This window comes from Rheinheimera sp., assembly GCF_036568245.1.
In the GTDB taxonomy this organism is placed as follows: domain Bacteria; phylum Pseudomonadota; class Gammaproteobacteria; order Enterobacterales; family Alteromonadaceae; genus Alishewanella.
The window spans coordinates 1-11,556 of the sequence record NZ_DATCSY010000359.1 but is presented as its reverse complement, the minus strand read 5'-3'; the positions used below and the strand labels follow the sequence as shown (position 1 = coordinate 11,556).

General features: G+C 51.1%; 14 protein-coding genes. 2 read left to right on the top strand and 12 right to left on the bottom strand.

What is annotated here, in order from left to right; translation table 11 throughout:
* Nucleotides 1-367, top strand: a 367-nt coding sequence (locus tag VIN66_RS15955) for an undecaprenyl phosphate translocase family protein (protein ID WP_331924899.1), incomplete at its 5' end; no start/stop codon positions are given.
* Here VIN66_RS15955 and VIN66_RS15950 read toward each other — a convergent pair.
* The 8 genes from VIN66_RS15950 to VIN66_RS15915 all read right to left on the bottom strand — a co-directional run bounded on the left by VIN66_RS15950 (nucleotide 305) and on the right by VIN66_RS15915 (nucleotide 5,318).
* Nucleotides 305-610, bottom strand: coding sequence for an undecaprenyl phosphate translocase family protein (locus VIN66_RS15950; RefSeq protein ID WP_331924898.1), 306 nt, complete (start codon nucleotides 608-610; stop codon nucleotides 305-307). The two genes, VIN66_RS15955 and VIN66_RS15950, sit on opposite strands and share 63 nt — an antisense overlap.
* 69 nt (nucleotides 611-679) lie before the next feature.
* Nucleotides 680-1,318 (bottom strand): protein-L-isoaspartate(D-aspartate) O-methyltransferase, encoded by a 639-nt coding sequence (locus tag VIN66_RS15945; RefSeq protein ID WP_331924897.1) that lies wholly within the window; start codon nucleotides 1,316-1,318, stop codon nucleotides 680-682.
* 1 nt (nucleotide 1,319) lies between these two features.
* Nucleotides 1,320-2,072 carry a 5'/3'-nucleotidase SurE gene (surE, locus tag VIN66_RS15940; protein ID WP_331924896.1) on the bottom strand — a complete coding sequence of 251 codons (753 nt, stop codon included), beginning with the start codon at nucleotides 2,070-2,072 and terminating at the stop codon, nucleotides 1,320-1,322.
* A gap of 3 nt (nucleotides 2,073-2,075) precedes the next feature.
* Complete coding sequence (gene truD, locus VIN66_RS15935) at nucleotides 2,076-3,116, bottom strand: tRNA pseudouridine(13) synthase TruD (protein WP_331924895.1); 1,041 nt, start codon at nucleotides 3,114-3,116, stop codon at nucleotides 2,076-2,078.
* Complete coding sequence (ispF, locus tag VIN66_RS15930) at nucleotides 3,113-3,592, bottom strand: 2-C-methyl-D-erythritol 2,4-cyclodiphosphate synthase (protein ID WP_349257538.1); 480 nt, start codon at nucleotides 3,590-3,592, stop codon at nucleotides 3,113-3,115. Before ispF ends, truD begins: the two co-directional genes overlap by 4 nt.
* Nucleotides 3,589-4,284, bottom strand: a complete 696-nt coding sequence (gene ispD, locus VIN66_RS15925) for a 2-C-methyl-D-erythritol 4-phosphate cytidylyltransferase (RefSeq protein WP_331924894.1) — start codon at nucleotides 4,282-4,284, stop codon at nucleotides 3,589-3,591. Before ispD ends, ispF begins: the two co-directional genes overlap by 4 nt.
* Nucleotides 4,277-4,591 (bottom strand): cell division protein FtsB, encoded by a 315-nt coding sequence (gene ftsB, locus VIN66_RS15920; RefSeq protein WP_331924893.1) that lies wholly within the window; start codon nucleotides 4,589-4,591, stop codon nucleotides 4,277-4,279. The genes ispD and ftsB overlap by 8 nt, the downstream gene beginning before the upstream one ends.
* Nucleotides 4,592-4,664: 73 nt before the next feature.
* Complete coding sequence (locus tag VIN66_RS15915; protein ID WP_331924892.1) at nucleotides 4,665-5,318, bottom strand: hypothetical protein; 654 nt, start codon at nucleotides 5,316-5,318, stop codon at nucleotides 4,665-4,667.
* Between the two features lie 165 nt (nucleotides 5,319-5,483).
* Between VIN66_RS15915 and VIN66_RS15910 the strand changes: the two genes are divergently transcribed.
* Complete coding sequence (locus tag VIN66_RS15910) at nucleotides 5,484-6,002, top strand: DUF1569 domain-containing protein (protein WP_331924891.1); 519 nt, start codon at nucleotides 5,484-5,486, stop codon at nucleotides 6,000-6,002.
* Here VIN66_RS15910 and VIN66_RS15905 read toward each other — a convergent pair.
* The 4 genes from VIN66_RS15905 to eno all read right to left on the bottom strand — a co-directional run.
* The gene (locus tag VIN66_RS15905) at nucleotides 5,979-7,775 is read right to left on the bottom strand and encodes a bifunctional diguanylate cyclase/phosphodiesterase (protein ID WP_331924890.1); all 1,797 of its coding nucleotides are present in this window, start codon (nucleotides 7,773-7,775) and stop codon (nucleotides 5,979-5,981) included. The two genes, VIN66_RS15910 and VIN66_RS15905, sit on opposite strands and share 24 nt — an antisense overlap.
* Nucleotides 7,776-7,885: 110 nt before the next feature.
* Nucleotides 7,886-8,533: a hypothetical protein gene (locus VIN66_RS15900; protein ID WP_331924889.1), complete on the bottom strand. Its 648-nt coding sequence runs from the start codon at nucleotides 8,531-8,533 to the stop codon at nucleotides 7,886-7,888.
* A gap of 23 nt (nucleotides 8,534-8,556) precedes the next feature.
* A complete protein-coding gene (locus tag VIN66_RS15895) occupies nucleotides 8,557-10,236 on the bottom strand; it encodes a phosphate ABC transporter substrate-binding/OmpA family protein (RefSeq protein ID WP_331924888.1) in 1,680 nt (559 codons plus the stop codon).
* 129 nt (nucleotides 10,237-10,365) lie between these two features.
* The coding region (gene eno, locus VIN66_RS15890; protein WP_331924887.1) for a phosphopyruvate hydratase at nucleotides 10,366-11,556 on the bottom strand (1,191 nt) is incomplete at its 5' end.

The following is an 11,556-nucleotide window of genomic DNA, read 5'->3' as shown; positions in this document are numbered from 1 at the left end:
GTTCGGCGGTATTTTGCTGAGCATTTTCTCATTGGCCGGCCTTATCACCTATATGCTGCAATACCGGCCAATTCCGCTTTGGGCGCTGTTTTGCGCACTGATTATCACCGCTTTACCGCATTTATGCCGCAGTATCCGCTGGAGTAGCGGACGCACTGTTTTATGTTTGTTTGGTATAGCAATAGCGGTAGCAATCGGTTCGCTGACGCCAAGAGAACTGCAACCGCAAAGCTGGATGTTCTTCGTTGCCGGCGCTGTGGCCATCTGCGCCATGATACTGCCAGGTATTTCCGGCAGCTTTATTTTACTGATGTCCGGCATGTATGCGCCGGTATTGCAGCATATAGGTGATAAGGCCGGCCAATGAGAAAATGCTCAGCAAAATACCGCCGAACAGACACAGCAGAAAAGTACCGTCTATATGTTGCCATAACGCCGTAATCCGGCCACGCATTAACAACCTGACAGCCTGCAAATCACAGTGACTGATCGCCGCCAGCAAACGCTCGTAAATACCGAGAATAAAGGCCAGGGTGCCGCCTGATACACCGGGAACCACATCAGCCGCCCCCATAGCCAGGCCTTTAATTATCCATTGCAGATACTGCATTGTCTTTCCTTATGTCGCCATTGCGCTAAGCTTTGCAGTTTAATATCAGTATGTTAATGCCAGATGAAGCTAGGCTAACTCGCCCGGAACCAGAGGTACAAAGCGCACCGCTTCGATATCGCGGCTGGTAAAGTCATCGCCTGTACGCTGGTAAACCCGCAGTACCTGCTCATGTAACCCCACAGGTATCACTAAACGACCACCTTCATTTAACTGCTGTAACAGTGCCACCGGCACCTCAGTGGGCGCTGCAGTCACAATAATGCTGTCAAAGGGTGCTTTACTGGGCCAGCCTTGCCAACCATCGCCATGTTTCATTGACACATTGTGTAAATCAAGCTGCTGCAGACGCCTTTTGGCCTGAAATTGTAGTGCTTTGATACGTTCAACACTGCACACATGAGAAAACAACCGCGCCAGTATGGCTGTCTGATAACCTGAACCGGTGCCAATTTCGAGTATTTTGCCCGGTGCTTTATCCTCAAGCAGCAACTCTGTCATCCGGGCAACGATATAAGGCTGGGAAATGGTCTGGCCCTGCCCAATCGGTAAAGCGGTGTTTTCATAAGCTTTGTGTGCTAGCACCGCTTCGACAAAAATATGCCGTGGCGTATTGGCGATAGCATTGAGTACCTGCTGCTGCGAGATGCCTTCGCTTTGAAGTTTTTGCGCCAATACCGCGGCGCTGCGTGAAGTTGCGACGGCCATACTACAAACGTATCCCCTCTAGCCATTGTTGTAATCTTTCCATGCTTTTATAAGCTGACATATCTATCTGCAACGGTGTAATAGACGCATAGCCATTAGCCACTGCATGAAAATCGGTGCCCTCACCGGCGTCCAGCTCTGAGCCTAAAGAACCGTACCAGTATATTTTACGACCCCAGGGGTCTGTCGCGCTGGTCATGGTTTCAGCTTTGTGCCGGCGCCCCAGCCGGGTGACCTGAATACCTTTTAGCTGTTCGATTGATACCGAAGGTACATTAATATTCAGGATCTGATCTGCCGGTAGAGGATGCGATTTGAGCTTTTTAATCACCTGCACAGTAACATAGGCCGCAGTGGCGAAATGTTCCTCTTCGCGCCCGGCCATCGACACGGCTATGGCTGGCAGCCCCAGATGCCGGCCTTCGGTTGCCGCAGCAACGGTGCCAGAGTACAACACATCGTCGCCCAGGTTAGCACCATGGTTGATACCTGCCACCACTAAATCCGGCGTAAAGTCCAGCAACTGGCTGATAGCAAGATGCACGCAATCAGTAGGCGTACCATTTACGGATAGAAAACCATTTTCCATCTGTTGCACACGTAGCGGGTTTATCAGTGTTAACGAATTGCTGGCGCCACTACAGTTCCTATCTGGCCCTACTGTGGTGACATCCGCGATTTGGCATAATGCCTGTTGCAGCACCTGCATACCTTTGGCATGCACGCCGTCATCATTACTTAGTAAAATCCGCATCTTTCACTCCATGTCTGCCGTCTGACGGCCGCAGTCACGATAATTAACCAACTCGCGCAGCACGCTGGTGGCGAAACACCCCGCCGGTAGCGCAAAGCTTAATATCATGTCTTCGCCCTGTTGTTGAATACTCAGCTGCTGCGGCAGCAAACGTATTGCCCTGCGCTCGGTTTTTAAGCGGTAATCTTCCAGGCCTTTGACTAAAGCATGGTAAGGTACAAGCGCAGCTTGCTCAAATTCAGCTGCCGCACCGCTCACCATCGGCTCACCTATGCCCGCTAACACAGCGGTAATATGCACATCCTGAGCGTCAAGGCGCTGTTGTAATTGCTGATCAGCCTGCGTGGTGCGAAATACCGAACCGGTGCCATTGAGCTGCAGCACGTCACCATCAATTATTGTGTTAAACAGGCCCGCAGCAAGGCGCGCCGAAATTTGCTGATTAAATAAAAATGAGCGCGCGGCAGATAACGCCAGGCCTCTTAACTTACGGTCACTGATACTGCCACCGGCAAACAGCTGCTCTGCCAGGGTTAAATTGCCACCGTTAATACCAAAACGTTGCTCGCCATAGTAATTCGGCACGCCTTGCTTTAACTTGTCGGCACGCTGCACCACGTCGTTGCAATCTGACACCTGGCGCAGCCGTATCGTAAAGCGGTTTGCCTTTAATGCCCCAAGCCGCAGTTTGCGGTAATGCCGCTGCATACTGAGAATGGTGCAACCGGTAAGCTGCCAGCTTTGCCAGTCAAGCGATTGTTTTATTGGCCATTTAAAGCAAAACCACTGCCGGGTAACCGCATGCCTGTCTTTTAAACCGGCATAGCTGATGTCACGTGCACGTAAACCGGTGATCTCAGCCAGCTGCTTAGCCACATACTGGGTATTCTGACCGGTCTTTTCGATATGTAACAGCACGTGTTCGCCGGCACCGCTGGGGGTAAAGTTTAGCTCTTCATCAACAATAAAGTCGTCAGGCTGTTGACGCAATAATGCAGTTGCCGCCGGTTCACTATACAAATACGCTAAAGCCTTGCTGCTCATACACCTACCAGCAGCACCACAGCCTCTGCCGCTATTCCTTCTTTACGACCAACAAAACCTAACTTTTCAGTAGTGGTGGCTTTTACATTAATCTGTGACATATCAGCATTGAGATCATCCGCTATACAGCGGCGCATCGCATCGATATGCGGTGCCATTTTTGGCGCCTGTGCCATAACAGTAATATCGACATTACCGACTTTGTAGCCCGCTGCAGATACATCGGCAAACACTTTACGCAATAGAATACGGCTGTCGATGCCTTTAAACGCATCATCGGTATCCGGAAAGTGATGCCCGATATCGCCAAGCGCAACGGCGCCTAACAGCGCATCAGACAACGCATGCAGCACCACATCACCATCAGAGTGCGCCAGTAAACCCTGGGCATAATCAATTTTAACGCCACCAAGGGTCACCGGCCCGACGCCGCCAAAGGCATGCACATCAAAACCGTGCCCTATACGCAATTTCATTCAGTTACCTGCTCCAGATAAAACGCCGCCAGCGCCAGATCAGCCGGCTGCGTAATTTTAATATTGTCGCTATGACCTTCAACCAACATCACCCTGTGACCGGCCCATTCCATAGCAGAGGCTTCATCGGTGACATTGACACCGGCTTGTACCGCATCATGCAAAGCAGCCTTTAACATCGCGGTAGGAAAAAACTGTGGCGTCAGTGCATGCCACAGGTGCTCACGGCTGACTGTTTCAGCCACATAACAGGCACCACGCTTCATCGTATCACGCACCGGGCTGGCCAAAATGCCGCCCTCCCCGTGTTGCAGACAACGCGTGATCAAAAGCTCGATATCAGCCTTGCGTACCAGCGGTCTGGCCGCATCATGCACCAACACCCAGGGGAACTGATGCTCATCAATAAACTGCAGGGCATTCAATACCGAATGCATACGTTCGGCACCGCCTTTGACGCGGTTAATATCGCTGTGTGTCAGTTCAGTGGCATCAAAATAAGGATCATCGGCAGCAAGCGCTAACCATATCTGGCTGACGGCAGGCACAGCACGTAACTTGGCTACGCTGTGTTCAAGCACGGTTTTACCGTGCAGCTTCAGGTATTGCTTTGGTACTGCGCTTTGCATCCGTTTGCCAATACCGGCAGCTGGCACTACTGCAGCAATAGCTGGCACAGAAGTATCAGTCATTGCTCACTCCGGCTGGGCCATCTTTAGCGTTGCCGCTTTGACTGAACATGCGGAAAAACACTTCATCTTCGCGGATCAGGCCCAGCTCATTGCGGGCGCGTTCTTCAATAGCGTCCAGGCCTTGCTGTAAATCTTTAACGTCTGCCCGCAACACGCGGTTACGCTTTTCCAGCTCCAGATTACTGGCTTGCTGGCTTTTCAGCTCTTCCTGCTGACGGAAATAGTCAGCAATACTGTGCTGCCCAAACCACAATCGGTATTGCAGCAGGCCCAGCAGCACTATCAGCAGTAAGGTGAGTATTCGCATAACATAACTTCGTTAATCTGGCTGGGGCTATTATGAAGCCTTAGCGAATGAATGCAAAGCGGGAAACACTGCATCAGGGTAACAACGCAGGCAACGGCTTGGCGAAATTCTGCCAGTTTAACCGACTGGCCAGCAACAATTCGCGCAAACTGAGTAAACGCGGCGGCTTTTTGTCGCCGTTTAACCACTGATGGCCACAGCAGGCGGCGGCCATTATACTTTTAACCGGTTTGAGCAGGAATTTATCGCTGTTTTGCTGCTGAAGTGGCGTGCCGGAAAAGCTGAACCAGCCATGTTCGTTACAATGCAGGCGTAAGCCAGCCGCATCTACTTCATCGACACTGTCCAGTACAATTTGCTCATGAGTCAGCTCGGTAATATACACAGGCACAATCAGGCCAGGCTTAGCGTAGCGCTGATAAAAACTGTCTATCGGATCAGCTTGCTGCTTGCGCGCCGGGCACATACTGGCCTGGCGGCTAAACCAGGACGCGTTCAGGCTATCGAGCTCCAGCGTCGAGTGTTGCTGCAGAATATTGGTCGCAGCCCGGCGAATATAAAACGGTAAGCTCGCCAGCCGGTTGGGTAAGCGCAGTAGCTGCTCTGTGCTTAGCTGAGATAAACGCAGCAGTTCTCGCTCATACAAAGCATTACACAGCTCGGTATAAGTCTGGTTTTCTCTGGACACCTGCCAGAAATGCGGTTGATTAGTGCCGGTCTCAGTCATGGCCAGATGTTAGCCAATTGCTTGCACTTTGCAAAGCGAAAACCCCTGACTGCACTTAAGTTTATTGGTATACCCAAGCCCCGTGCTACAGCGCCTATCGCATAACAGCGCCGATTGCTGTTACATTAGCACCTGAGCCCAAGATTAGCTTCGCAGAGTAATACCATGAACAGACGTAAATTTTTGCAGGCAGCACTGCTTACCCCTGTTGTGCTGATTGCAGGTGTTAAAACAGTGGCCATGGCGCGGCATTATCCGCTGGACGAACTGCTGACACAGCTAAAACGTCTGCCGCCAGAGAAGCTCTTTAGCAAGGGTAACTGGAGTGTCAGTATGATTTTGCAGCATCTGGCGCAGAGTATCCGTTATTCGCGTCTGGGCTACCCTCAAGCAAAATCGGTGCTATTTCAATATACCGCAGGAACCACGGCTTTAAATGTATTTACAGCCAGCGGCAGTATGACACACCCACTGGACGAAGCCATTCCCGGCGCACCGGCTCTGATCGCTGAGGTTCCTAACGATGTTGCGATGGCCGAACTTATTGCTGAGATAGGCCAGTTTATCGCCTGGCAAGGTGAGCTTGCACCGCACTTTGCCTATGGCAACTTAACCAAAGCTCAGTATTACAACGCCCATTACCTGCATATTCAAAATCACTTAAGCGAAATTAGTCTGGGGTAATACAGTGTTCTGGCTGCTCTGTGTAGTATCCGGGGCTCGTCGTTTGTTAATAAAGATACTGGCACCGGTTTGCTTTTTCGCCTGCTGTTTCGCGGCCGAGGCCAGTGCTGCCACATCGTGATGGCTGCGGCAGAGCAATGGATCAGGCGTTGCCAGCCCAATTGATAACGTAATTAACGGATAAAATGATGCCACACCCAGCCGGTCCATCGCACTGAACCCGCCTTGCTGCACATGCTCAGGCAGGTAGTAATGTTTTACCCGCTGCTCGAAGCGCTTCAAAATCCGCGCTGATGTGGCTTCGGCCTGATCCGTGCCAAACAGCACAATAAAATCGTCGCCGCCGATATGGCCGATAAAATCGGCCACAGCGTCAGACTCACTTTGAATGATCTGCGCCAGCAGCTCAATAACCAGATCACCTTTGCTGTAGCCATATTGATCGTTGTAAGGCTTGAAGTTGTCTATATCGATATAGGCAATAGCAAAGCTTTGTTCCTGCTGCAGCAGTTTATCAATCTGGGTATTAATGGGCACATTACCGGGTAACAAAGTCAGTGGGTTAGCATAGCGTGCCAGCTGAATTTTATGCTCGCTGATCTGACGCAACACCTTGCGTACCGACCCCAGACCATAGTACTTACCATTGTCAGTGACGATAAAATACAAACTGGCGTCTTCATTCGCTTCAGCACTTAAAATGGCGCTGACATTGTCCATCGACAGCTTACGCTCCACCACCACCGGCGCCTGCTCCATACAGTGCTTAATGGCCTTTTTCTCGTATAAAGCACGGCCAAACTGGTGCGAAAAACGCTCGTTGATCATGCTCTTGCTAACAATGCCTACCGGTTGCTGCCAGGCATCGACCACCGCAACACAGGGCAAGTTATTATCGTTGGCAAACATCAAAGCCACCTGCTTGGCAGGGGTCTGCTCATGCACGGCAGCAACTTTGCTGATCACCGGCTCCAGCGATTCGTTAAACGGCAGGCTTTTTTCTATCCGCAGCAACTGCGCAGCTTTGGCCGACACATCCCGGCATTCAGCTTCGGGCCGGCCAAGCAGATAGCCCTGCCCCAATTCGGCGCCCAGTTCTTTACAGGTAATCAGCTCTTCGCTGGTTTCAATACCTTCTGCCACTATGCTGGAGCCGGTATTTTTAGCAATTTCAATGATGTTTTTAACGAAGGCTTTTTTAATCGGGTCTCGGTGTAGCTGGTCGATAAAATAGCGGTCAATTTTGACGATATCCGGCTGTAGCTCAGACCACAGCTTCAGGCCGGAAAAACCACTGCCCAAATCATCAATCGCCACCTTAAAACCAAACTCGCGGTAGTGTTTTACCGCGCTGATAAACAGCTCGGTATCTTCTACCTGAAACTGTTCTGACAGTTCAATGACAATACGATCAGGCTGCAAACCGGCCTGCTGAATAAAACGTTTGGTTAAGCCTGATGGATGATCAGAGGTCAGCAGCAGTTTAGGGTTCACATTCAGAAACAGGAAACCCTCTACCGCCGCCTCAGCAAAGGCATTGATACTGAGCTCGCGGCACAGCATCTCCAAAGGTTCCAGCAAATCAAACGCCAGTGCCGTTTTGAACAGTAATATTGGTGAGTGCAAAGCGCTGTCTGACGGGCCACGTATCAGCGCTTCATATCCCCAGATCTGGCCATTTGTTAATGTAACCAAAGGCTGAAACAACGGCGTGAGCAGCTTATGCTGCAAAATACGCAGTAATTCATTGCGGTGAAAATCACTTAGTCCCAAAACATCAGCCTGAGTAATACAAGTTTATGCCAGCACCTTCAGTGGCGTTAACTGTCTTCCTGACAGCTGAGCATCATAAAAGGTAACTGTGACTGATTTATTACAACAGCTCAGCGCCGGCTTGCAATTCGGGCCACCGCCTGTTGCAGGCTAACAATGTTTTCACCGGCAGCAGTCGACTCTGTCGCGCTTACAGTGTCGGCGTTCAATGCCTGCAGCCGCTGTCTTACCTGATTCAGGGTATCAGGCTGTGGCTTATCAGCTGCCGCCGGCTGAGCTTCTGCCTTTAATGCGCCGGCCAATCGTTGACGTACCGCAGATACAGCATCAGCTGCAGGTTCAACCAGCCCCAGCTTTTCCAGCGTCAGCCCCTGCTCGGCCATGCGCTGCAAAAGCTGCTCTGACGGTAAACGCAGCGCTGAACAGGCAAACTCCAGTTGCTCCCGCACACTGGCTTGCTGCGCCAGATTTAACCCCTGTATCGCAGCAGATAATTTTTCAGCAGATAAAAATAACGACCGCATATGGCTGCGTAGCACCGTCTCTGAACACTCAGGCAACTCAGATACAGCGGGCGCTGCAGCAAACTCGGCCAGGTCCAGGCCCTCGGCCCGCATTTGCCGCAGCAGTTCTTTATCCGGAATGCCAAGCTGTTTAATCACCGCCTTGATATTGTGCTGAACCTTTAATGCCTCAGCGGCGCTGTAACTGGCAAAGACCTGCTGTAAATTTGTCAAATCGGTCAGAATGCGAAACATACACTTTCCTTAGCCAAGCTTTGTTAAATTACCCAAACCTCTACCCTGCGGTTGCGCTCACGGCCGCTTTCGGTGTCATTATTGGCTACAGGTAGCATCTCGCCGTAACTTTCTACCGCCATCACCGCAATGCCGCGGGCGGTCAGCTCGCGCTCGACCGCTTTTGCCCGCTTTAATGCCAGTTCAGCATTGTTAGCGACAGCGCCAACCGCATCAGAAAAGCCCATCAACACTAAGCGACGGCCTGAGTTTTGCTCCATAAACCTGACCAGACGCTGTAAATCACGCTTACCTTTATTGTCCAGCTCGTTGTCACCGTAGCTGAAACGAAAATTCAGTGATAAGCGTTGCCCCTGGCTGGCATAGCTGTTGTAGCTTTGCGGCGCATTGCTTATCGGGTACACCTGCTCAACGCGGATATTCTGTGAAATCAGGCCGGTTTGTTCGACCAGATGCTGGCCTTCATCCGATATCGCAAACTGGGCAAAGTCTTTTGCTACCTGTGAGGCGGCGGTAGGCGTATACAGATATAACCGGCGCGACAACGCATAGTCTTCAGTGCTGATGGTAAAACGGGTCGGATAGATAGGTGTGCTGCCGGCACCTTCTGAAATGGCCAGCGCCTTATTAAACGAGATGTAGTTTAAGCCGATAAAGCCGATGGCATATTCATCCTGCGATACCTTGGCCGACAATTCAGAGCTCGACTCAAACCGGCTGGCAGTCGGGCTTAGCTGTTTGCCAAACTTGTCCAGCACCAGGCTTTTAAAGGTATCAAAAGTACCGGATTTATCATCACGGGCATACAGTGTTATGGGCTGGTCTGCGCCACCCAGCTGAGACCAACGGCTGACTTCACCGGAGAAAATTTTGGCCAGCATTTCGGTGGAAATGGCTTTAAGCGCATTGTTCTGGTTGACGATTACGGCCAAGCCATCCAGTGCGACGATATGCTCGTTACCTATTTTGCTTAAATCCCCCAGCTGAGGCTTTAGTTTTTCGACTTCATCCGCACTTATCCGCCGCGACGCCATACCAATATCGGCTTTACCGCTGGCCAGATCTTTAAAGGCCGTGCTGGAGCCGTGTGCATGCAGCTGCACCTTCTCGCGCTTGCCTGCTTTACTGAAGTTCAGCGCCCGCTCAACCGATGATTGCGTTTGCTGCCAGTCAAAGCCCTCAGCCTGCTGCTGTTGTAAAAAAGCTTGTAATAGCGCCGGCGCCAGCTTTTCGCCAACAGTGTTGGAGCCATGTAAACGGAACAACAACTGCGCCGGCGCAGGCGTATCCGTCGCTGCAGCTTTCACCACGGCAGAAGTTTGCGCAGTAGCCTCGGCAGACGGCATAGCAGCAACAGCCACAGCGGGGGTTGCTGATTGATTCAGCCACCAGTAACCGCCTGCAGACACCAGCGCGAGCATAACGACAACGCCAGCCAACAGCAGTGGCCGGCGCGATTTTGCTGTAGCAGCTTTAGCGTCTGCGTTAGCTGACTGTTGCAGTTTCTGCTGCAACGTTGCCAGCATCGCCTCCAGTTGCGGCTGGCGAATTTGTGATAATTCCTGTAGCACCAGTTGGCGATAAGCAGCGTCATCACGCATTTTCTGCGCAGAGACAGCAATATCAAACTCAGCTTTACACAGTTGCTCTAATTGTTGCAGCAAAGGGTATAGGGTGGCAGCATCCTGCAATTTTTCAGTCACGGCTTACATCTGTCAGATTTTTCAGGTAGCGACAAGTGTAAAAACCTAATATTTCAACGCCATGACAAAAACAATAAAGCCACCCGAAGGTGGCTTTGATTATTCAATCAGTATTTACGCAAGCAGTAATTACTGACCTTTTATTTCGCTGCGGCCCTTGTACGGTGCCTTGCTGCCCAGCTCCTGCTCGATACGCAGTAACTGGTTGTACTTAGACACACGGTCAGAACGGCACAGTGAACCGGTTTTGATCTGGCCCGCTGCAGTACCCACTGCTAAATCGGCAATGAAAGCATCTTCTGTCTCGCCGCTACGGTGCGAGATAACAGCAGTGAAGCCAGCATCTTTTGCCATTTTAATCGCAGCCAGGGTTTCGGTTAATGAACCGATCTGGTTGAATTTAATCAGGATAGAGTTACCAATGCCCTGCTCAATACCGCGGGTTAAAATCTTAGTGTTGGTAACGAATAAGTCATCGCCCACCAGCTGTACTTTATTACCAATTTTATTGGTTAAGTCTTTCCAGCCATCCCAATCACTTTCGTCCAGACCGTCTTCAATAGAAACAATTGGGTAGCGCTGGGTTAAACCGGCCAGATAGTCGTTAAAGCCGTATGAATCAAAGCTCTTGTCTTCGCCGCTTAACACGTACTTACCGTCTTTGTAGAACTCAGACGCGGCACAGTCCAGCGCCAGCGTTACGTCTTTATTCATCTCGTAACCGGCAGCTTTAACCGCTTCCACGATTACAGACAATGCTTCTTCGTTTGATTTCAGATCCGGCGCGAAACCGCCTTCATCACCTACAGCGGTGTTCAGGCCACGCTTTTGCAGCTCTTTTTTCAGGCTGTGGAAAATCTCAGCGCCCATGCGCAGTGCTTCGGCAAAGGTTTTGGCACCCACTGGCTGCACCATGAATTCCTGGATATCCACGTTGTTATCGGCGTGCTCACCACCGTTGATGATGTTCATCATCGGTACCGGCATGCTGTACACACCAGCTGTGCCATTCAGTTCAGCAATATGCTGATACAGCGGGATTTTCTTATCGGCTGCTGCTGCGCGTGCTACCGCTAATGACACGGCCAGAATCGCGTTGGCACCCAGTTTGGTTTTCATGTCAGTGCCGTCTAAATCGATCATGATCTGGTCGATTTCAGCCTGCTTGTAAGCGCTTTTGCCTTTCAGTGCTGCCTGAATTGGGCCATCAATATTGGCAACGGCTTTGGTTACGCCTTTACCCAGATAACGGCTTTTGTCACCATCACGCAGCTCTAAGGCTTCACGTGAGCCGCTAGAGGCACCTGATGGCGCACAGCC

Excerpts from the sequence above, each read along its gene's own strand:
- truD (WP_331924895.1), bottom strand. The coding sequence starts at position 3,116 with ATGAGCAGCAAGGCTTTAGCGTATTTGTATAGTGAACCGGCGGCAACT.
- ispF (WP_349257538.1), bottom strand. The coding sequence starts at position 3,592 with ATGAAATTGCGTATAGGGCACGGTTTTGATGTGCATGCCTTTGGCGGC.
- surE (WP_331924896.1), bottom strand. The coding sequence starts at position 2,072 with ATGCGGATTTTACTAAGTAATGATGACGGCGTGCATGCCAAAGGTATG.
- VIN66_RS15915 (WP_331924892.1), bottom strand. The coding sequence starts at position 5,318 with ATGACTGAGACCGGCACTAATCAACCGCATTTCTGGCAGGTGTCCAGA.
- VIN66_RS15950 (WP_331924898.1), bottom strand. The coding sequence starts at position 610 with ATGCAGTATCTGCAATGGATAATTAAAGGCCTGGCTATGGGGGCGGCT.
- VIN66_RS15945 (WP_331924897.1), bottom strand. The coding sequence starts at position 1,318 with ATGGCCGTCGCAACTTCACGCAGCGCCGCGGTATTGGCGCAAAAACTT.
- VIN66_RS15910 (WP_331924891.1), top strand. The coding sequence starts at position 5,484 with ATGAACAGACGTAAATTTTTGCAGGCAGCACTGCTTACCCCTGTTGTG.
- VIN66_RS15900 (WP_331924889.1), bottom strand. The coding sequence starts at position 8,533 with ATGTTTCGCATTCTGACCGATTTGACAAATTTACAGCAGGTCTTTGCC.
- ispD (WP_331924894.1), bottom strand. The coding sequence starts at position 4,284 with ATGACTGATACTTCTGTGCCAGCTATTGCTGCAGTAGTGCCAGCTGCC.
- ftsB (WP_331924893.1), bottom strand. The coding sequence starts at position 4,591 with ATGCGAATACTCACCTTACTGCTGATAGTGCTGCTGGGCCTGCTGCAA.